The organism is Aeromonas rivipollensis, assembly GCF_037811135.1.
GTDB classification, from domain to species: domain Bacteria; phylum Pseudomonadota; class Gammaproteobacteria; order Enterobacterales; family Aeromonadaceae; genus Aeromonas; species Aeromonas rivipollensis.
Window position 1 is genome coordinate 2,093,810 of the sequence record NZ_CP149130.1, and the last position, 19,813, is coordinate 2,113,622.

Consider the following 19,813-nt stretch of genomic DNA (forward strand, 5'->3'; position numbering starts at 1 on the left):
ATATTCACCTTTATCAAATTGATTGCACATGATTTTAATCAAGGGAGCGCTAACTATAAATAACGCCGCTGTGCTTGCCCAGCGACGAGGCGTCTATATCACCATCATTTGGTGTTGCTTGGCTCCGGCGATGTTGCTGTATACATATTTTTAACAAAAAGATCGGGGTAATGTGAGCAGAGGACCGACCTTCTGCTTGCCAGCAGAACCGGCTTTGCTATTATTCGTGAGCCTTTTTACGCACTACAACAGAGTCACCACATGGTCATAAAAGCGCAAAGCCCTGCCGGGTTTGCCGAGGAATACATCATCGAGTCCATCTGGAACAATCGCTTTCCTCCAGGATCCATTCTGCCGGCGGAGCGCGAACTGTCCGAGCTGATTGGCGTGACTCGCACTACCTTGCGCGAAGTGTTGCAGCGCCTTGCCCGCGATGGCTGGCTCACCATCCAGCATGGCAAACCGACCAAGGTGAACAATTTCTGGGAAACCTCGGGTCTCAACATCCTGGAAACTTTGGCGCGGCTCGATCAGGACAAGGTGCCGGATCTGGTGGCCCAACTGCTGTCGGCGCGCACCAACATCTGCACCATCTTCATCCGTGGTGCCATTCGCAACAACCCGGAGCAGGCCGCCGAGATCCTGCGCGGGGCCGATGAGGTCGAAAACACCCCGGAAGCCTATGCCGAGTTCGATTACCGTTTGCACCACCAGCTCTCGTTTGCCTCCGGCAATCCGATCTACGCCTTGATCCTCAACGGGTTCAAGGGGTTGTACAGCCGGGTCGGGCGCTATTACTTCTCCGACAAGCAGGCGCGCGAGACAGCGGATGCCTACTACAAGACGCTGCTGGGCTTGGCCGAGACCAAGAATCACGAGGCCGTGTTCATGACGGTGCGTCAATACGGTATAGAGTCAGGTAAATTGTGGACCCGTCTGCGCCAGGATATGCCGAGCAACCTGTGCGATAACTGATGTGTGTCACAACGAAAAAACGCGCCTGATGGCGCGTTTTTTTATGTTCCTCGCCTGGCCATCAGGTCAGGCTCTTGCGATCCGGGCAGCGCCCTATGATGTCTGCGGTTAGCTCGCCGTTATCCTGCTCCAGCACCACATCGAATCCCCACAGCTGGTGCAGATGCTTGAGCACCTCGTGCCGCGACTCACCGAGGGGGATCCGGTTGTGGGGGACATAACGCAGGGTGAGGGAGCGATCTCCCTTCACCGCCACGTTGTAGACCTGAATGTTGGGCTCCAGATTGCTCAGGTTGTATTGGGCAGACAGGGTGTTGCGCACCAGCCGGTAACCCTCCTCGTTGTGGATGGCGGAGACCTTGAGGTAGTTCTTCAGATCGTCGTCATCGATGGCAAACAGCTTCATGTCGCGCATCACCTTGGGGCTGAGGAACTGGCTGATGAAGCTCTCGTCCTTGAAGTTCTGCATGGCGAAGTGCAGGGTATCGACCCAGTTGGTGCCGGCATAATCGGGGAACCAGTATCTGTCCTCCTCTGTGGGGTGTTCGCAGATGCGGCGCAGGTCGGTAAACATGGCAAACCCCAGTGCATAGGGGTTGATGCCCGAGTAGTAGCGGCTGTTGTAGGGGGGCTGGTACACCACGTTGGTGTGGCTGTGCAGCACCTCTATCATGAAGCGATCGCTGATCTTTCCCTCGTCATAGAGGTGATTGAGGATGGTGTAGTGCCAGAAGGTGGCCCAGCCCTCGTTCATCACCTGAGTCTGCTTCTGCGGGTAGAAGTACTGGCTGATCTTGCGCACTATACGCACCACTTCCCGCTGCCAGGGCTCCAGCAGGGGGGCGTTCTTCTCGATGAAGTAGAGGATGTTCTCCTGAGGCTCGGGCGGATAGCGCCTGTCCTCGATACCGGCAGCCTTGTGCTGCTTGGGCAGGGTGCGCCAGAGCTCGTTGACCTGGGTCTGCAGGTAATCTTCCCGCGCCTTCTGGCGCCGTTTCTCCTCTGCCAGGGAGATCTTCTGGGGCCGCTTGTAGCGATCCACCCCGAAGTTCATCAAGGCATGGCAGGAGTCGAGCAGCCGCTCAACGGCATCTATACCGTGTTTTTCCTCGCATTCGGTGATGTAGTTCTTGGCAAACAGCAGGTAGTCGATGATGGAGGAGGCATCGCTCCAGGCCTTGAACAGGTAGTTGTTCTTGAAAAAAGAGTTGTGGCCATAGCAGGCGTGAGCCATCACTAGGGCCTGCATCGGCATGGTGTTCTCTTCCATCAGGTAGGCGATGCAGGGATCCGAGTTGATGACGATCTCATAGGCCAAGCCCATCTGGCCACGCTTGTAGTTGCGCTCGGTATGGATGAAGCGCTTGCCGAATGACCAGTGCTGGTAGCCGATGGGCATGCCCACGCTGGAGTAGGCATCCATCATCTGCTCGGCGGTGATCACCTCGATCTGGTTGGGATAGGTATCCAGCCGATAAAACCTGGCAACCCGGGCAATCTCCTGGTGATAGGTCTCCAGCAGATCGAAGTTCCAGTCAGGCCCATCATCCAGCGGCGCTATTTTTCTCGCGGTTTCTACCATATGTGATCCCTCAAGCCGCTTGCTTCTTGAACAACTCCCGGAACACCGGATAGATGTCCTCTACCTTGCGAATGTGCTCCATCGCGAAGTGGGAGTATTGGTCGGCCACCGACTCGTATTCGTGCCACAGGGTCTGGTGAGCGCGGGTGGTGATCTCGATGTAGGAGTAGTAGCGTACCCGCGGCATGATGTCGCGCATCAGTATCTCCCGGCACTGGGGCGAGTCATCCGCCCAGTTGTCACCATCGGACGCCTGTGCCGCATAGATGTTCCACTGGTTGGCAGGGTAACGCTCGTTGATGATGTCGTTCATCATCTTGAGGGCGCTGGAGACGATGGTGCCGCCGGTCTCCTGGGAGTAGAAGAACTCGTGTTCGTCCACTTCCTTGGCCTGGGTGTGGTGGCGAATGTAGACCACCTCGACGTTCTTGTAAGTCCGGCTCAGGAACAGATAGAGCAGGATGTAGAAACGCTTGGCCATCTCCTTGGTGGCCTGATCCATGGAGCCGGAGACGTCCATCAGGCAGAACATCACCGCCTGGCTGGAGGGCACGGGCCTTTTGACGAAGTTGTTGAACTTGAGATCGAAGGTGTCGATGAAGGGGACGGCCTCGATCCGCCGTTTCAGCTCCCTGATCTCTTTTTCGAGCTGCGCCATTTCGGCAAAATGTTCGTTGGGATCGAGAGCCAGCAGGGCCAGCCGCTCCTCCAGTTCACGCATCTGGCGCTTCTTGCCCGCCTGCAGCGCCATGCGACGCGCCAGCGAATTTTGCAGCGAGCGCACCACGTTGATGTTGGCGGGCACCCCGTTGGAGGTGTAGCCCGCGCGGTAGGTTTTCATCTCCATCAGCTGGTTGAGCTGGGTCTTCTGCAGCCGGGGCAGCTCCAGATCCTCAAACAGCAGGTCCAGATACTCGTCTTTCGAGATCTGGAACACGAAGTCGTCTGCTCCCTCTCCCTGATCCGAGGCCTGGCCTTCGCCTCCACCCTGACCGCTGCCCCCTCCCTTGGGGCGGTCAATCTTGTCACCGGAGACGAACTGATCGTTGCCCGGGTGCACCATCTCCCGTTTGCCGCCTTGGCCTTGATGGAAATGGGGCTCACCGATGTCCTTGGTCGGGATGCTGATGCTCTCGCCCTTGTCTACGTCCTGAATGCTGCGCTTGGAGACAGCATCCGAGACCGCTTGTTTGATCTGCTTCTTGTAACGGCGGATGAAGCGCTGCCGATTGACAGCGCTTTTGTTTTTGCCGTTGAGCCTGCGGTCGATAAAATGCGCCATAACTCCCCCTTGAACACGGCAGGGTCAGGATGACTTGCGTACCCTGAGATACCATTCGGAGAGCAGGCGCACCTGTTTGCGGGTATAGCCCTTCTCCATCATCCGTTCGACAAAGTTATCGTGCTTCTTCTGCTCCTCGGCCGAGGTTTTGCTGTTGAAGGAGATAACCGGCAGCAGCTCTTCCGTGTTGGAGAACATCTTCTTCTCGATCACGGTGCGCAGCTTCTCGTAACTGGTCCAGTTGGGGTTACGGCCTGCATTGTTGGCCCGTGCACGCAGCACGAAGTTGACGATCTCGTTGCGAAAATCTTTCGGGTTGCTGATCCCGGCCGGTTTTTCAATCTTCTCCAGCTCGCTGTTGAGCGATGCCCGGTCAAACAGCTGGCCGGTCTCGGGGTCGCGGTACTCCTGATCCTGGATCCAGAAGTCGGCGTAGGTGACGTAGCGATCGAAGATGTTCTGCCCGTACTCTGAATACGACTCGAGGTAGGCAGTCTGGATCTCCTTGCCAATAAATTCCACGTAGCGCGGAGTCAGATAGCCCTTGATGAACTCAAGGTAGCGATCGTGCAGCTCCTGCGGGAACTGCTCGCGCTCTATCTGTTGCTCCAGCACATAGAAGAGGTGCACCGGGTTGGCCGCCACTTCCGCGTGGTCGAAGTTGAAGACACGGGAGAGGATCTTGAACGCAAAGCGGGTGGAGAGGCCGTTCATGCCCTCGTCGACGCCAGCGTAGTCGCGGTACTCCTGATAGCTCTTCGCCTTGGGATCCGTGTCCTTGAGGCTCTCGCCGTCATAGACCCGCATCTTGGAGTAGAGGCTGGAGTTTTCCGGCTCCTTGAGTCGTGACAATACGGAGAACTGACCCAGTAGCTCCAGGGTGCCCGGGGCGCACTTGGCCTCGGTCAGCTCGCTGTTGAACAGCAGTTTCTCGTAAATCTTCACCTCTTCCGAGACACGTAGGCAGTAGGGCACCTTGACGATGTACACCCGGTCGAGGAAGGCCTCGTTGTTCTTGTTGTTACGGAACTGCTGCCACTCGGATTCGTTGGAGTGGGCCAGCAGTATGCCGTCGAAGGGGAGGGCGGAGAGCCCCTCGGTGCCGTTGTAGTTTCCTTCCTGGGTCGCGGTCAGCAAAGGGTGCAATACCTTGATGGGCGCCTTGAACATCTCCACGAACTCCATCATCCCCTGGTTCGCCTTGCACAGCGCACCGGAGTAGGAGTAGGCGTCGGCATCGTCCTGGGCATAGTGCTCCAGCATGCGGATGTCGACCTTGCCCACCAGGGAGGATATGTCCTGGTTGTTGTCATCGCCGGGTTCTGTCTTGGCGATGGCGATCTGATCCAGGATGGAGGGGTTGACCTTCTCCACCTTGAATTTGGTGATGTCGCCACCGAACTCGTGCAGCCGCTTGGCCACCCAGGGAGACATGATGGGCCTCAGGTAGCGGCGCGGTATGCCGTACTCCTTTTCCAGGAGCTCGCCGTCCTCTTCGATGTCGAACAGGCAGAAGGGGTGGTCATTGACCGGCGATCCCTTGATACGATAGATGGGCACTTTTTGCATCAGGGACTTGAGTTTCTCGGCCAGCGAGGATTTGCCGCCGCCAACGGGACCCAGCAGGTAGAGGATCTGTTTCTTCTCTTCCAGTCCCTGGGCGGAGTGCTTGAGGTAGGAGACGATCTGCTCGATCGCCTCTTCCATGCCATAGAAGTCTTTGAAAGCGGGATAGCGTGCGACGACGCGGTTGGAAAAGAGGCGGCTGAGGCGCGGATTGACTGAGGTGTCGATCATTTCCGGTTCGCCGATGGCAACCAGCAGTCGTTCGGCGGCGGAGGCGTAGCAGGATTTGTCCTGTTTGCACATATCCAGAAACTCCTGGATGCTGTACTCCTCCTCTCTGGCCTTCTCATACCGCTGTTGATAGTGCTCGAAGATGCCCATAACTTAGCCCTCGTTATAGTCGCTTACCCTGAAAAAGAGTGGATCACTACTTTTGTTCTGTTTACCTCTTAAGCCTAGTCAACAGCCCCCAGTAATCCATCGCCATCATTGGTTTAAGTTTGTACGGGAGCTTCCCGATCCTCATGCGGGAAGAGGCAGCCAATGACATCTCTATGTTACTGACTGTTAAATTATTTTTGCCACGACAGTGATGCAAATGTCAAAGACATAAAAAATAAATGTTTGTGTGGCAGATGCAGAAAATGATGGTCCCCCGGTTTGTGGAATCGAAGTGCAGGCGGGGCAAGGGTGGCAGAGGAGAAGGGTTGAAATTTAATTACGCTTACGTCAACGTAATGCGTGTTGTTTGGTGTTTAAGCTCTAATTTTTACATTGACGCTACATTCCCGCTGCTCTAGATTGGCCCTGTGTCGAGCAGTCATCGCTTTAGCAAGAGAGTGGGTGATTGTGCAGATACTAAGCTCTGTTTAAGCACGTTTCCGTTGGCTTGACCCTCGCATCCGCGAGGGTCTTATTTTTTCAGCGTCCGGCAAGCTGGTGATCAAGCCTCGGCAGGATAGATCGCCGATACCGCCGCCAGCACCTCGGCGAAGGGATGGGCCGCCAACTGGCCAAAACCGGCCAGGTTTCTCGCCTTGGTCCGAGTGGTCAGGGGGGTGGCGATACCACACAGGAAGCGGGTCAGGATCCGGGGATGGCGCTGGTGACACAGGGCAATCAGCGGATCGCACCAGGCGCACAAGCCGTGCTCGTTGGGCAAGCTCTGAGGCGGCAACGGCGGCAGCACGGCTATCTCCCCCCGGCAGACGGAGCAGTGCCCGCACCGCTCGGGCGCCTCTTCATCGGCAAAATAGCGGGCCAGCTCATGGCTCAGGCAGCGGCTCGAAGTAAAGAACCCCAGCAGGGCCTGCAGGCGGTCCAATTCACTCTGCTCCTTTTGCTCGAACAGGGCATGGAGCTGATCTGCCAGCGACTCGATGTCGAGATCCTGGCGCACGACCCGATACACCTCCGTCATCTGCTTGCTTTCCAGCTCTATCCAGCCCTGCTGCTGCAGATAGTCCAGCGCGGCGGCGGCTCGTTGCCGTTCCCCCTGATAACCCTGCCACAGCGCATCGAAGTCCATGGTACACCAGCTGCGCGCCTGGGGTGCACAGGCAAACAGCTGCTCCAGGAACTGGCGGCGATCGGGGTTGAAGCGGGCCAGGATCTCTCGCTTTTCCAGCACGAACTTGAAGCGGTACTCGGCAAAGTAGCTGTAGGCTGGGGCAATGATCCCCGCCATCTCCAGATAGACCAGCAGGGTCTTGAGGGGCAGTTGGCGAATGTTGGTCTCATTGGAGAGGCGCAGCAGACCAAATTCCCACTCGGCCCCGCTCTGTTGCAGGATCTGGAGCAAGCTCAGGATGGCGTCCCTGTCCGGGGTATCTCCATAGACGAAGTTTTCCAGCACCGGCAACTGGGCGCGGCTCGCCAGCACCATGCAGCGGGAAGGGAGGCCGTCGCGCCCGGCACGGCCTATCTCCTGGCTGTAGTTCTCGATGGATTTGGGCAGATCGTAGTGAATGACACGGCGGATATCGGCCTTGTCGATGCCCATGCCAAAGGCGATGGTGGCGACGATGCAATCGAGTCGGCCGGCCATGAAGTCGTGCTGGATCTGGCTGCGCAGGGCGGGATCCAGCCCCGCATGATAGGCGCAGGCGCGGATGCCGATGGCCTGCAACTGATCGGCACACAGCTGCGCGCTGTGTTGCAGGGTGACGTAGACGATGGTGGGGGCCGCGGGATCGCGGCGCAGCTCGTCACGCAGCCAGCCATCGCGGGCACTGCCGGCCAGTGGAATGACGGCGAGATCCAGATTGGGACGATAGAAGCCTGTCACCACCAGATCCTCGGCCGCGATGGCAAACTTGGCCTGCATGTCTGCCATGACCGCCGGGGTGGCGGTGGCGGTGAGCAGCAGTACCTGGGGAATGGCCAGATCGCGGCGATGGTCCGGCAGCTTCAGATAGTCGGGCCGAAAGTTGTGGCCCCATTCCGAGATGCAGTGCGCCTCGTCCACCACCAGCAGGGAGAGCGGCACCTGGGCGATGAAGCGGCGAAAGCGTTCATTCTTGAGCCGCTCTACCGAGATCATCAGGATCTTGAGCTGGCCGTCACTGGCCAGCTGCATCACCCGGCGGCTCTCCTCGGGGGTCTGGCTGGAGTCCAGAGTTGCGGCGGCAATCCCCTTGCTTTGCAAGAAAGCGAGCTGATCGTGCATCAGCGCCAGCAGGGGGGAGATGACCAGGGTCAGATGGGGCAGTGCCAGCGCGGGCAACTGATAGCAGAGGGACTTGCCTGCGCCGGTCGGGAAGATGGCCGCCGCACTCTTGCCGGCCAGCAGGCGGCTGATCACCGCTTCCTGGCCGGGTCGCAGCCGATCGAAGCCGAAGTGTCGGGTCAATAAAGAGGTGATCATGGCAACAGGCTCCAGTGCAAAGTGAGCGGCATGATACCACTCTCGCCCCCACATCGGCCGATGATCGGACTGGTTTGGTGACAATTTGACCGTGGTTGATATTGTGTTATCACATTGTTGTAGATTTTTTGTGAGGTAACCCTGATATTTTTCAGTGATTATGTGGAAAAAAACGGTGGCAGATGGGATATTCCTTGTCCGCAACACCACGCGTTCTGGACAGATCCAGAAGAAGGTTTGCCAACGGCACCACCGTCTACAGGCCGGTGTCAATGCGCGCGGCAGGTTGCCAACAGGACTAATGATTCACGCACCATGAGTGCACAGGGACTATTTGATGACACAACAACACCCCCTCATAAAACTGGTCAACAGCACCAGTCTGGTTAGCCAGATCCTGGTCGGTCTGGTATTCGGTATCCTCCTTGCCATGTTCATGCCTGAATGGGCCAAGGCGGCGGGTCTGCTTGGCAGCCTGTTCGTCGGAGCCCTGAAGGCGGTCGCCCCGCTGCTGGTGTTCGTGCTGGTGATGTCGGCGATCATTGGTCACAAACAGGGCCAGAAGACCAACATGAAGCCGATCTTGCTGCTCTATGTGCTGGGGACCTTCCTGGCAGCCGTGGTGGCCGTGATGGCGAGCTTCCTGTTCCCCTCCAACCTGCACCTGGTGGCCAGCAGTGCCGAGATCACCCCGCCGGGTGGCATCACCGAGGTACTGCAGACCCTGCTGTTCAACGTGGTGACCAACCCGGTGAAGGCGCTGCTGGATGCCAACTACATCGGTATCCTGGCCTGGGCCATCGGCCTTGGCATCGCCATGCGTCACGCGGGTGACAGCACCAAGGCGCTGATCACCGACCTGTCCCACGGGGTTTCCAGCATCGTCAGAGCGGTGATCCGCTGTGCGCCGCTCGGCATCCTGGGTCTGGTGGCATCCACCCTGGCCGAGACAGGTTTCGATGCCCTGTTTGGCTATGCCCAGCTGCTGGTAGTGCTGATCGGCTGCATGCTGTTCATCGCCTTCGTGGTCAACCCGCTCATCGTGTTCTGGAAGATCAAACGCAACCCCTATCCGCTGGTGCTGACCTGCCTGAAAGAGAGTGGCGTGACCGCCTTCTTCACCCGCAGCTCCGCCGCCAACATCCCGGTCAACATGGCGCTGGCCGAGAAGCTGCGTCTGCCGGAAGACACCTACGCAGTCTCCATTCCGCTGGGAGCCACCATCAACATGGCCGGTGCTGCCATCACCATCACTGTGCTCTCCATGGCAGCGGTGCATACCTTGGGGATGGAAGTGGATCTGGCTACCGCCATTCTGCTCTCAGTGGTCGCCACCATCAGCGCCTGTGGCGCCTCCGGCGTGGCCGGCGGTTCCCTGCTGCTGATCCCGCTGGCGTGCAGCCTGTTTGGCATCAGCAACGACATCGCCATGCAGGTCGTCGCCGTGGGCTTCATCATCGGGGTGCTGCAGGACTCCGCCGAGACGGCCCTCAACAGCTCCACCGACGTGCTGTTTACCGCGGCCGCTTGCATGGCCGAGGATGAGAGCCTGATGGAGGCGGCCCCGCTGCCCAGCCGCGAAGCCTGATCCCCCTAGACTTTCCGCTATGTACTGGCGCCCTCTTCGGAGGGCGCTTTTTATTGCCTGCGATCTTGTGTCAGCGACGCTTGCCCCTTCCTTAATCCAATCTGCCGGTTGCCGCTGTGGGCCTCTTGTCCATGGGAGGCGCGCCTGCTGGTGCGGGCGGTCGCGCTTATCCCCTCTGGAAAGAAGGGCCTCAGGCGTGGCGGTGTCTATAGGCTCAGGCGTTGATGGGCAGTCAGCCGCTGCGTCGTCATAGCGGCAAAGCACCAAGGCTCCTCAGCAGGGATATGGGCGCAGGATTGGCGAATCAGGGCTTTCGTTCTGTGTCGCCGCATCGGAGCGTTGGCGAGCGACGACATCCCGCTTCTCGGGGGCAAACCCAGGCCCCTGAGGGGGTGGCCCCATGTTGGCGCGGTAAGTACCCATCCTCCGTGCACTGGAACCCGGCAAAGGGCTGGGGAATATCAGAAGGGTAAATGGGCGGGGTCACTCGGCAGCATGGGGGCTGACGCCACTCCTGCTTCTCGTGCAGGCGTGGGGTCTGAGGAGAGGAGCGGATTGCACGGGCGGCAACGCAGCGGGGGAAGGTGAACGATTGGGGAGGGCGCTTGATACGGAAGATGGCCTTGATCCCGGTCTTTGCCGGGGCACAGCAATGAAAACAGCCCGGCACGCTGAGCCTGCCGGGCTGTGGGTCTCTGCTCGGGTCAACCGGTGATCCGGTTGACCCAGGCTATCGGGGCGGGGTTAGCCGACCAGCTGATAGAGGATGGCAGAGATGGCGATGAGGCCCATGGTTGCCACGAACAGGTTGCTGATCTGGCCCTGGTATTTCGCCATGGCCGGGACGCGCTTGATGGCGTACATCGGCATCAGGAACAGTATGGTGGCGATGATGGGGCCACCCAGGGATTCGATCATGCCGAGGATGGAGGGGTTGATCACGGCCACGGCCCACAGGGTCAGGATGAAGAAGGCGATGATGAACAGCTCAATCTTCTTGTGGTTCGGCTCTTTGCCGGAGGAACGCATCTGCTGCATCACCATGCCCTTCAGACCTTCACGGGCACCCAGGTAGTGGCCGAAGAAGGAGGAGACGATGGCGACGAAGGCAACCAGCGGACCGAAGTAGGAGATGATGGGGCTCGCATGCTGGTTGGCCAGGTAGGAGAGCACGGCAATGTTCTGGGACTTGGCTTCTGCCAGCTGGGCCGGAGTCAGGCTCATCACGCAGGAGAAGACGAAGAACATCACGAAGCCCAGCAGTATGATGGCGGTGCGCTTGAGGATGGCGTCGGACTTGGCGACGGCGTTGTCACCGTGATCACGGCGCTGGGCCAGGGCGAAGCTGGAGATGGCCGGGCTGTGGTTGAAGGAGAACACCAGCACCGGGATGGTCAGCCACAGGGTGGTGGCGAAATCCTTGGCGGAGGGCACCTGGGCCAGGGCGGCACCTGTCCAGTCCGGGATCAGGTAGAGGGAGATGCCCGCCAGGATGGCGATGAGGGGGTACACCAGGAACTCGGTGACCTTCAGCATCAGCTTCTCACCGGCCAGCATGACCGACATCATGGCCATGATCAGCACTATGGAGAGCATCCAGCGCGGTGGCGCCGTCATCTGCAGCTGGTTGACCAGGAAGCTCTCGACGGTATTGGTGATGCCCACGCCGTAGATCAGCACTATGGGGTAGATGGCGAAGAAGTAGAGCAGGGTGATGAGTTTGCCCGCGCCCACGCCGAAATGCTCTTCCACCACTTCGGTGATATCCGCATTCGGCTTCTTGGAGGAGAGCACGAAGCGCGCCAGGCCGCGGTGGGCCAGGTAGGTCATGGGGCCAACCAGCAGCGCCATGACCACCAGTGGCCAGAAGCCACCCATGCCGGCGTTGATGGGCAGGAACAGGATGCCGGCGCCGACGGCGGTGCCGAACAGGCTGATAACCCAGGTGGTGTCTTGTTTGCTCCAACCGCGTGATTGGACCGAGCTGATCCCTTGCTCCTGTGCGGCTGCAACGTCCTGTGCGCCAGTGACAGTATTGGACATGTGTCTCACCCCGAATGTGTGGTTTTAATTAGTCGGCGCAAGAATACTTTTTTTTTAATCAAAAATGTTGATCAGATTCACCTTTACGAGGCTGAAACCCGCACTTTCTTATAGAAATGTGATCAAAAGAATAAATAATCAAAATTTATTTATCATATGCGGTGTTAGTTGAATGTTAAATGGATAGTTTTTCACCTTGCTAGGTTATCAATATGTTGTCCTGACAGGTGCTGGGCCAGTTGGCGGATCATGCTGGCGGTGGCCCCCCAGATGAAGGAGTGTTGCCAGGGGATCCAGTAGATGGTGTGGCGCTTGCCCGCTCTTGGGAGGGTCAGGGCTATGTGGTGGGCCGGATCCAGCACATGGCTGAGGGGCACCTCGAAGGCCTGCTCCACTTCGTCGGGGCTGAGGGCAAGCCGATAGTCGGGATCTATCATGGCCAGCACAGGCAGGACGTCATACAGGGAGATGGTGTTGAGCGGGGTGAGACTGCCGATGACCCGGACCTGGGAGGCGGGGATCCCGAGCTCTTCGTGGGTCTCTCGCAGGGCCGTGTGGATCAGGCTCTCATCTTCCGGATCCTGACGCCCGCCGGGGAAGCTTATCTGCCCCGGGTGGTGGCGCAGGGTAGTGCTGCGGCGGGTCAGCAACAGATGCAGCCCCTGGGGGCGCTCCACCAGAGGGATCAGCACAGCCGCCGGTTTGAGCCCCGCCAGCATCAGGCGGTGGGCGGGGGCGGGGCGTTGCAACAGGAAGCGGGTCAGTAGCTCGGCGCGGTTCATCTCGATATCCATCTCGGTCCTGGTCTCCTCGGGGCTGGCTAAGGCTGTCACAGGCTCACTGGCGCAGGGCATCCAGCAGCGGCAGGATGCGGGCCACCTTGTCGTAGGTCTCCTGATATTCGGCGTCAGGGTCTGAGTCGGCGATGATGCCCCCTCCCGCCCAGCAATGGAGCCGGCCGGCTTCGGCTATCAGGGTGCGAATGCAGATGCTGGTGTCCATCCGGCCATGCTGGCTCAGGTAGCCGATGCTGCCACAATAGGCGTTTCGCCGCACCGGCTCCAGCTCCTCGATGATCTCCATCGCCCGGATCTTGGGGGCACCCGTGATGGAGCCACCAGGGAAACAGGCCCGCAGCAGATCCACCCCCTGCCAGCGCGCATCCAGCTCACCGTGGATGGTGGAGACCAGGTGATGCACGGCGGGGAAAGACTCCACCGCAAACAGGCTCGGCACGCTGACGGAGCCCGGGCGGCTGACCCGGCCTATGTCGTTGCGCAGCAGATCCACGATCATCAGGTTCTCCGATCTGTCCTTGTCGGCACTGGCGAGCGACTCGGCCACCTGTTTATCAATAGCGGGATCCGGATGACGGGGCCGGGTGCCCTTGATGGGTTTGGTCTCGATGTGGCGGCCATCGAGCAGCAGGAAGCGCTCGGGGGAGAGGCTCAAAATGGCGCTCTGTGGCAGCCGGACAAAGGCCGAGAAGGGGGCCTTGTTGGCGGCACTGAGGGCGAGATAGGCGGACCACTCGTCCCCGCCATAGGGGGCGCTGAAGCGCTGGGTCAGGTTGATCTGATAGCAATCCCCCGCCGCCAGATAGGCCTGGATGCGGGCGAACTTCTCGCCGTACTCGGCCCGGCTCATGTTGCTCTGCCACTCTCCCTGCAAGGCGAAGGGGGCGCTGGCCTGAGGGATTTGCGCCGCCAGCCACTGCAGTCGTCTGGCGAGCCCGGCCTCATTTCCCCAGAGCACCAGCTGCCAGCGACCGGTCGCAACCTCCCGTAGCAGTGCCCAGTCGTAGATCCCGACCGCCATGTCAGGTACCTGGATGTCCGCACTGGCCTGAGCGGGCAGACGCTCGAACCGCCGTCCCAGATCGTAGCCAAAGAGCCCCAGGGCGCCCCCGATGAAGGGCAGGTCATGTTCATCCTGCACCAGATCCCCCAGCAGGGCCTGCTGGGTGCGGGCGAGCAGAGTGAGGGGATCTTCTGCGTGCCGGGTCTGGCTGCCTGCGTGGCGCAGGCAGGTGCTGGCGCCCCGGGTCTCCAGGGTGGCGAGAGGGTCGGCACTGATGATGTCAAAGCGGTTGTCGGCGCCCGTTGGGCCTGCCGATTCCAGCAAGATGGCCCAGGCCTGGTGTTGCAAGCGGGCAAACAGGGCGTGAAGCGATGCTTGGGGGTCGAAATGGTGGATATGCAGTCTTGGTTTCATTTTTTGTTACACAGGCAACAGTTTGCACCCAGCTCCCTAGCCGGTTCGGGTGCTCAAGCGTATCATGGCCGCCGGCATTTTTAAGAAAAACACCGTTATAAAAACACGCCGTAGTCGCCGGCTCTGTGCGCATTCGCCGCCTGCCGAAGGCCCGGCTCATATGGAAGCCCTTGCTCGCGCAAGCGACGACAAGGACCAGTGAGGATGATATGAGCATCATTAGAAAACAGGACTTTATCGATTCCATTGCTGACGCCCTGCAGTACATCTCTTTCTACCACCCCCTCGATTTTGTCCATGCCGCCAAGGCTGCCTATGACCGCGAGATCAACCCGGCCGCCAAGGACGCCCTGGCCCAGATCCTGATCAACTCCCGCATGTCTGCCGAAGGGCATCGTCCCCTGTGTCAGGACACCGGCATCGTCACCTGCTTCGTCAAGATCGGTATGCAGGTGCAGTGGGACAGCGACATGACGGTCCAGGAGATGGTGGATGAGGGCACCCGCCGTGCCTACACCAACCCGGACAACCCGCTGCGTGCCAGCGTGCTCGCCGATCCGGCCGGCAGCCGCAAGAACACCAAGGACAACGCCCCTGCCGTGGTGCACATCGACATGATCCCGGGGGACAAGGTGGAAGTGAGCATTGCGGCCAAGGGCGGCGGCTCCGAGAACAAGTCCAAGATGGTGATGCTCAACCCCTCCGACGACGTGGTCGAATGGGTGCTCAAAACAGTGCCGACCATGGGCGCCGGCTGGTGCCCGCCCGGCATGCTGGGGATCGGCATCGGCGGTACCGCCGAGAAGGCGGCCGTGCTCGCCAAGGAAGCCCTGATGGAGCACATCGACATTCAGGAGCTGATCGCCAGGGGCCCCGAGACCACAGAAGAGAAGCTGCGGGTCGAGCTCTATGACAAGGTCAACCGGCTGGGGATTGGTGCCCAGGGGCTGGGCGGCCTCACCACAGTGTTGGATGTGAAGGTCAAATCCGCTCCGACCCATGCCGCCTCCAAGCCGGTAGTGATGATCCCCAACTGCGCCGCCACCCGCCACGTTCACTTCGAACTCGATGGCTCTGGCCCCGCCGAATTGACCCCGCCGAAGCTGGAGGACTGGCCACAGATCACCCGTGAAGCGGGCGGCAACGTGCGCCGGGTCAATGTCGACGGCATCACCAAGGCCGAGCTCGCCAGCTGGAAGAGTGGCGACACAGTGCTGCTGTCCGGCAAGATCCTCACCGGCCGTGACGCCGCCCACAAGCGCATTGCCGACATGCTGAAAAATGGCGAAGGCTTGCCGGAAGGGGTCGACTTCACCAACCGCTTCATCTACTACGTCGGCCCGGTCGATGCGGTGCGTGACGAAGTGGTGGGCCCGGCTGGCCCCACCACCTCCACCCGGATGGACAAGTTCACCGACATGATGCTGGGTGAAACCGGCCTCATCGGCATGATAGGCAAGTCCGAGCGGGGTCCGAAAACCGTCGAGAGCATCAAGCAGCACCAGGCCGTCTATCTGATGGCCGTAGGGGGCGCGGCCTACCTGGTGGCCAAGGCCATCAAGAAGGCCCGTGTGGTGGCCTTCGCCGATCTGGGGATGGAGGCCATCTATGAGTTCGAGGTGGAAGACATGCCGGTGACAGTGGCGGTCGACTCCCAGGGCAACAACATCCATGAAACCGGCCCGGCCTACTGGTCTGCCAAAATCGCCGAGCTGGATACCAGGCTCGCCTGATCCTGTGCAAGCCCCTGGCGGGGCGCCGGGCAGATAGCAGCCATCACACAGGCCATATGACAGAAGGCGACCTCAGGGTCGCCTTTCTCGTCTTCGTTGCCGCAGTGTCAGACTGACGCGCGGGGGCGGGGAAGCCTGCCAGCCGGGTCGGTGCGGCCTGTATTAGTGGTTCAGGTAGACGTCCTGCCCACCGTAACAGAGTGGGCCACCCTGTGAGGGAGTAGGCTCGAAGAAGCGGGTCAGGACCCCTGCACGCTGCCCCAGGGTGCTGAGGCGGCTGCGATCCAGGGCAACCCGTTCGGGCAACCAGGTCAAGACGGCGGCACAATGGCCGTTGGCCAGGCTCTGCTCCAGCAGACGTTGCCAGTTCTTGATCTTGGGGCCGTGGACCACCAGTACCCGGGCGGGATTGATCCCCAGTGCCTGCAGCTGCTTGGCCACGGGCAGCCCTGGCGGGGCTATGAGCAAGATCCAGCCGCTGTCGCTTTGGCTCAGTCTTCCCAGCGCATCCAGCAGCGGGGCTTCATGGAGATCCATGGCCAGTCGATGCTCATGCTCCGCCTTGCCCTGATGGCGGGTGGGCCAGGTGGTGATCACACCGGCAGAGGAGGAGAGTGGGCGGTGACTCAGGGGCTGGCTCATATGTGTGTCCTGTATGAATAACCATGCTGTATGTGTATACAGTAGTTCTATCTCATGCCAGTGACAAGGCGTTTGTGATTAAAAATGTGAGCCGACTAACAGGGTTTTTTAGTAACTATTTGAATTTAAATACTATTTATATTGATGGTGGGGCGGGTGTTTTTTAACCTGTAGACAAAGCGCGGGTCGGCGCTCATGGTTATACAGTATGTATGGCAAGAGGAGGGACCAAGATGGATGTGAGCACCTTGCAACGGCTGGACGCCAATATTCTGCTCGGGATCATCAACGAGAAGCTGCGGCTGGAGTGCGATGGTCTGGAAGAGTTGCTAGCTTACTACGACATGACGGAGGATCAGCTGGCCACCCGCCTGCAGCAGATTGGTTATCACTACGACCCCATGAGTAACCAGTTCAAGGCCCATGGTTAATTCAGCTCGGGAAGTTGCCCCAATTGGGGCAGCTTCCTTTTATTGCCGCGCTGATGCATCAAGCATTGAAAGCGATTTCATCGCCAGCCGAGTTGGTGCTTATTTTCACGTATTTTCAGCCGCTGGCAATCATTGAAAACCTATTCATGAATCCATCTTTTTGAATTTCATTCAATGTTTTGATTTTTAAGGTTATTTTTATTTTGTTCAGGCAGGATATAGGAAAGGGTTTTCATGGTGAAACTGTCATTTTTATACGTTAAAGTGTGACTCACGTTAACTTTTAAACCCCCGGCTTTAGCTAGTATGCCCACGCCGGAACATATTCTGAGATAACAACAGCGCCGGTCCCTCAAGGGGATAACATTTTTTATTTGTAACGAAGGAAAATGGTTTATGGCTACCAAGAAGAAGACAGACCAGGATCTCCAACTGGATAAAGATCAGCTCAAGGCGAGTATCGTGCGTCACCTGCGTTCTACCTTGGGTACAAGCGAACAGAAAGCCTCTCCCGAAGCATGGTGGAAAGCGACCGCTGCCGCCGTCAACGAACAGGTGTACGAGCGCCTGACCCGCACTCAGCAGACTCACTTCAAGAAAGATACTCGTGCGATTCACTATCTCTCTGCTGAATTCCTGATGGGGCGTTTGACCTCCAACAACCTGCACAACCTCTCCCTGTACAAGATTTGCGAAGAGGCCCTGGGTGAACTCGGTCTGGAACTGACCGATCTGTGCGAACAAGAGCCTGACATGGCCCTTGGCAACGGCGGCCTGGGTCGTCTGGCCGCCTGCTTCATCGACTCCCTGGCCACCCTGAACTACCCGGCGGTGGGCTACGGCATCCATTACGAGCACGGCCTGTTCCGTCAGGAGATCCAGGATGGTCGCCAGATAGAGCGTCCGGACTCCTGGCGTGAATATGGCAACCCCTGGGAGATCTGCCGCCCCGAGTCGGTGCAGGAGATCCCGCTCTACGGCTACGTGGAAACCGTGTTTGGTGACAAGGGCGGCCTGAAGAAGGTGTGGCACGCCGGTCGCAAGATCAAAGGGGTGCCTTGGGACATCCCTGTGGTGGGCTTTGGCGGTCACACCGTCAACATACTGCGGCTGTGGGAATCCCGCGCCTCCGAGTTCTTTGACTGGGACGTGTTCAACGCCGGTGGTTACGTCGACTCCCAGGCCGAGAAGGCCCAGGCCGAGACCATCTCCAAGGTGCTCTACCCGAACGACGAGACCGACGCAGGCAAAGAGCTGCGCCTGATCCAGCAATACTTCTTCTGTGCCTGCTCCATCAAGGACATCATGCGCCGCTACAAGCGGGTGCATGGTGCGGACTTCCGCAACTTTGCCGCGCAAATAGCCATCCAGCTCAACGATACCCACCCGACAGTGGCCATCCCCGAGCTGATGCGGGTGCTGGTGGACGAGGAAGATCTGCACTGGGATGCGGCCTGGGCCATCTGCTACCAGGTCTTCTCCTACACCAACCACACCCTGCTGCCGGAAGCGCTGGAGAAGTGGTCCGTCAGCCTGTTCGAGAAGGTGCTGCCCCGTCATCTCGAGATCATCTACGAGATCAACGCCCGCTTCCTGAACGAGCTGGTGGAGCCCAAGTGGCCGGGCAACGATGCCATCAAGGCCAAGCTCTCCATCATCGAAGAAGGGGACGTGCGCAAGGTGCGCATGGGCAACCTGTGCGTCATCGGCTCCTCCAAGGTGAACGGCGTGGCCGAGATCCACTCCAAGCTGGTGAAAGAGGATCTCTTCCCCGAGTATGCCGAGCTGTGGCCCGAGAAGATGTGCAACGTCACCAACGGCGTGACCCCCCGTCGCTGGCTGCTGGCCTGCAACCCCGAGCTGGCTGCCCTCTACAACGAAGTGGTGGGCAAGGAGTGGCCGCTGCAGCTGGACAAGCTGCGCAGCGTGACCAAGTTTGCCGACGACAAGGCGTTCCAGCAGCAGTTCATGACCATCAAGCGTCACAACAAGGAGAAGCTGGTCAAGGTCATCAAGGCGGAAACCGGCATCGATGTCTCGGCCGAGGCGATCTTCGACGTTCAGATCAAGCGTCTGCACGAGTACAAGCGCCAGCAGCTGAACCTCATTCACATCATGGCGCTCTACCGTCGTCTGCTGGCAAACCCGGACTATGACATGCATCCGCGCGTGTTCATCTTCGGCTCCAAGGCGGCGCCCGGTTACAAGCTGGCCAAGGACATCATCTACGCCATCAACAAGCTGGCGGAGCGGGTCAACAACGACGCCCGCATCCAGGGCAAGCTGAAAGTGGTGTTCATGCCGAACTACCGCGTCAGCCTGGCCGAGAAGCTGATCCCGGCGGCGGATGTCTCCGAGCAGATCTCCACTGCAGGCTACGAAGCCTCAGGGACAGGCAACATGAAGATGGCACTGAACGGCGCCATCACCATCGGCACCCTGGACGGCGCCAACATCGAGATCGCGGAAGAGGCGGGGGCCGAGAACTGCGCCATCTTCGGTCTGAACGTGGACGAGGTGAAGTCCCTGAAGGCGCGCGGTTACAACCCGTACGACTTCTACTATGCCAACTCCGAGCTCAAGGCGGTGCTGGACTGGTTCGATACCGACTACTTCACGCCGGGTCGCCCGGGGGAACTCGCCTCCATCAAGCGCTCCTTGCTGGAAGGGGGGGATCCCTACCTGACCCTGGCCGATTTCGCCTCCTACTCGGAAGCGCACAAGCTGATCGATACCTGGTATCGGGATCCGGCGCTGTGGGCGAAGAAGGCCATCATCAACTCGGCCACCATGGGCAAGTTCAACTCCGACCGCTCCATCCAGGACTACGTGGATCGGATCTGGAAATTGAAGAGCTGCAACGTCGGTTGACCACACCCAGTATGAAAAAA

At 59.2% G+C, this 19,813-nt stretch carries 13 protein-coding genes; 5 read left to right on the forward strand and 8 right to left on the reverse strand.

Features of this window, described 5'->3' with window-relative positions; translation table 11 throughout:
• The first annotated feature begins 261 nt into the window (after nucleotides 1-261).
• Nucleotides 262-975, forward strand: a complete 714-nt coding sequence (gene fadR / locus WIR04_RS09525) for a fatty acid metabolism transcriptional regulator FadR (protein WP_025327131.1) — start codon at nucleotides 262-264, stop codon at nucleotides 973-975.
• Nucleotides 976-1,036: 61 nt separating this feature from the next.
• On the opposite strand, the gene WIR04_RS09530 is transcribed toward fadR, so the two are convergent.
• From WIR04_RS09530 to WIR04_RS09545, 4 genes are all read right to left on the reverse strand, one after another.
• On the reverse strand, nucleotides 1,037-2,557 hold the full coding sequence (locus WIR04_RS09530; RefSeq protein WP_338892185.1) for a SpoVR family protein: 1,521 nt from the start codon (nucleotides 2,555-2,557) through the stop codon (nucleotides 1,037-1,039).
• 10 nt (nucleotides 2,558-2,567) lie between these two features.
• The gene (locus WIR04_RS09535; RefSeq protein ID WP_338892187.1) at nucleotides 2,568-3,839 is read right to left on the reverse strand and encodes a YeaH/YhbH family protein; all 1,272 of its coding nucleotides are present in this window, start codon (nucleotides 3,837-3,839) and stop codon (nucleotides 2,568-2,570) included.
• Nucleotides 3,840-3,863: 24 nt separating this feature from the next.
• Nucleotides 3,864-5,786 carry a PrkA family serine protein kinase gene (locus WIR04_RS09540; RefSeq protein ID WP_025327128.1) on the reverse strand — a complete coding sequence of 641 codons (1,923 nt, stop codon included), beginning with the start codon at nucleotides 5,784-5,786 and terminating at the stop codon, nucleotides 3,864-3,866.
• 562 nt (nucleotides 5,787-6,348) lie between these two features.
• Nucleotides 6,349-8,271 carry a RecQ family ATP-dependent DNA helicase gene (locus WIR04_RS09545; protein ID WP_338892189.1) on the reverse strand — a complete coding sequence of 641 codons (1,923 nt, stop codon included), beginning with the start codon at nucleotides 8,269-8,271 and terminating at the stop codon, nucleotides 6,349-6,351.
• 337 nt (nucleotides 8,272-8,608) lie between these two features.
• Here WIR04_RS09545 and sstT point away from each other — a divergent pair, with 337 nt between their 5' ends.
• On the forward strand, nucleotides 8,609-9,859 hold the full coding sequence (gene sstT / locus WIR04_RS09550; RefSeq protein ID WP_025327125.1) for a serine/threonine transporter SstT: 1,251 nt from the start codon (nucleotides 8,609-8,611) through the stop codon (nucleotides 9,857-9,859).
• A 744-nt stretch (nucleotides 9,860-10,603) separates the two neighbouring features.
• On the opposite strand, the gene WIR04_RS09555 is transcribed toward sstT, so the two are convergent.
• The 3 genes from WIR04_RS09555 to pabB form a co-directional block, all read right to left on the reverse strand.
• Complete coding sequence (locus WIR04_RS09555) at nucleotides 10,604-11,902, reverse strand: serine/threonine transporter (protein WP_338892192.1); 1,299 nt, start codon at nucleotides 11,900-11,902, stop codon at nucleotides 10,604-10,606.
• Between the two features lie 191 nt (nucleotides 11,903-12,093).
• Nucleotides 12,094-12,684: a CoA pyrophosphatase gene (locus tag WIR04_RS09560; protein ID WP_307764870.1), complete on the reverse strand. Its 591-nt coding sequence runs from the start codon at nucleotides 12,682-12,684 to the stop codon at nucleotides 12,094-12,096.
• A 55-nt stretch (nucleotides 12,685-12,739) separates the two neighbouring features.
• Complete coding sequence (gene pabB / locus WIR04_RS09565) at nucleotides 12,740-14,116, reverse strand: aminodeoxychorismate synthase component I (RefSeq protein WP_338892195.1); 1,377 nt, start codon at nucleotides 14,114-14,116, stop codon at nucleotides 12,740-12,742.
• A 209-nt stretch (nucleotides 14,117-14,325) separates the two neighbouring features.
• On the opposite strand from pabB, the gene WIR04_RS09570 reads away from it, so the two are divergent.
• On the forward strand, nucleotides 14,326-15,849 hold the full coding sequence (locus tag WIR04_RS09570; protein WP_163147601.1) for a fumarate hydratase: 1,524 nt from the start codon (nucleotides 14,326-14,328) through the stop codon (nucleotides 15,847-15,849).
• Between the two features lie 162 nt (nucleotides 15,850-16,011).
• On the opposite strand, the gene WIR04_RS09575 is transcribed toward WIR04_RS09570, so the two are convergent.
• Nucleotides 16,012-16,491, reverse strand: a complete 480-nt coding sequence (locus WIR04_RS09575) for a cell division inhibitor (RefSeq protein ID WP_338892198.1) — start codon at nucleotides 16,489-16,491, stop codon at nucleotides 16,012-16,014.
• A 233-nt stretch (nucleotides 16,492-16,724) separates the two neighbouring features.
• Here WIR04_RS09575 and WIR04_RS09580 point away from each other — a divergent pair, with 233 nt between their 5' ends.
• Together WIR04_RS09580 and WIR04_RS09585 are read left to right on the forward strand one after the other, a co-directional pair.
• The gene (locus WIR04_RS09580) at nucleotides 16,725-16,922 is read left to right on the forward strand and encodes a DUF4250 domain-containing protein (RefSeq protein ID WP_005323525.1); all 198 of its coding nucleotides are present in this window, start codon (nucleotides 16,725-16,727) and stop codon (nucleotides 16,920-16,922) included.
• A 396-nt stretch (nucleotides 16,923-17,318) separates the two neighbouring features.
• Nucleotides 17,319-19,793, forward strand: coding sequence for a glycogen/starch/alpha-glucan phosphorylase (locus WIR04_RS09585; RefSeq protein WP_025327119.1), 2,475 nt, complete (start codon nucleotides 17,319-17,321; stop codon nucleotides 19,791-19,793).
• Nucleotides 19,794-19,813 lie beyond the last annotated feature (20 nt).

Excerpts from the sequence above, each read along its gene's own strand:
- WIR04_RS09555 (WP_338892192.1), bottom strand. The coding sequence starts at position 11,902 with ATGTCCAATACTGTCACTGGCGCACAGGACGTTGCAGCCGCACAGGAG.
- WIR04_RS09540 (WP_025327128.1), bottom strand. The coding sequence starts at position 5,786 with ATGGGCATCTTCGAGCACTATCAACAGCGGTATGAGAAGGCCAGAGAG.
- WIR04_RS09570 (WP_163147601.1), top strand. The coding sequence starts at position 14,326 with ATGAGCATCATTAGAAAACAGGACTTTATCGATTCCATTGCTGACGCC.
- WIR04_RS09580 (WP_005323525.1), top strand. The coding sequence starts at position 16,725 with ATGGATGTGAGCACCTTGCAACGGCTGGACGCCAATATTCTGCTCGGG.
- WIR04_RS09585 (WP_025327119.1), top strand. The coding sequence starts at position 17,319 with ATGGCTACCAAGAAGAAGACAGACCAGGATCTCCAACTGGATAAAGAT.
- fadR (WP_025327131.1), top strand. The coding sequence starts at position 262 with ATGGTCATAAAAGCGCAAAGCCCTGCCGGGTTTGCCGAGGAATACATC.
- WIR04_RS09575 (WP_338892198.1), bottom strand. The coding sequence starts at position 16,491 with ATGAGCCAGCCCCTGAGTCACCGCCCACTCTCCTCCTCTGCCGGTGTG.
- WIR04_RS09560 (WP_307764870.1), bottom strand. The coding sequence starts at position 12,684 with ATGAACCGCGCCGAGCTACTGACCCGCTTCCTGTTGCAACGCCCCGCC.
- pabB (WP_338892195.1), bottom strand. The coding sequence starts at position 14,116 with ATGAAACCAAGACTGCATATCCACCATTTCGACCCCCAAGCATCGCTT.
- WIR04_RS09535 (WP_338892187.1), bottom strand. The coding sequence starts at position 3,839 with ATGGCGCATTTTATCGACCGCAGGCTCAACGGCAAAAACAAAAGCGCT.
- WIR04_RS09545 (WP_338892189.1), bottom strand. The coding sequence starts at position 8,271 with ATGATCACCTCTTTATTGACCCGACACTTCGGCTTCGATCGGCTGCGA.
- sstT (WP_025327125.1), top strand. The coding sequence starts at position 8,609 with ATGACACAACAACACCCCCTCATAAAACTGGTCAACAGCACCAGTCTG.
- WIR04_RS09530 (WP_338892185.1), bottom strand. The coding sequence starts at position 2,557 with ATGGTAGAAACCGCGAGAAAAATAGCGCCGCTGGATGATGGGCCTGAC.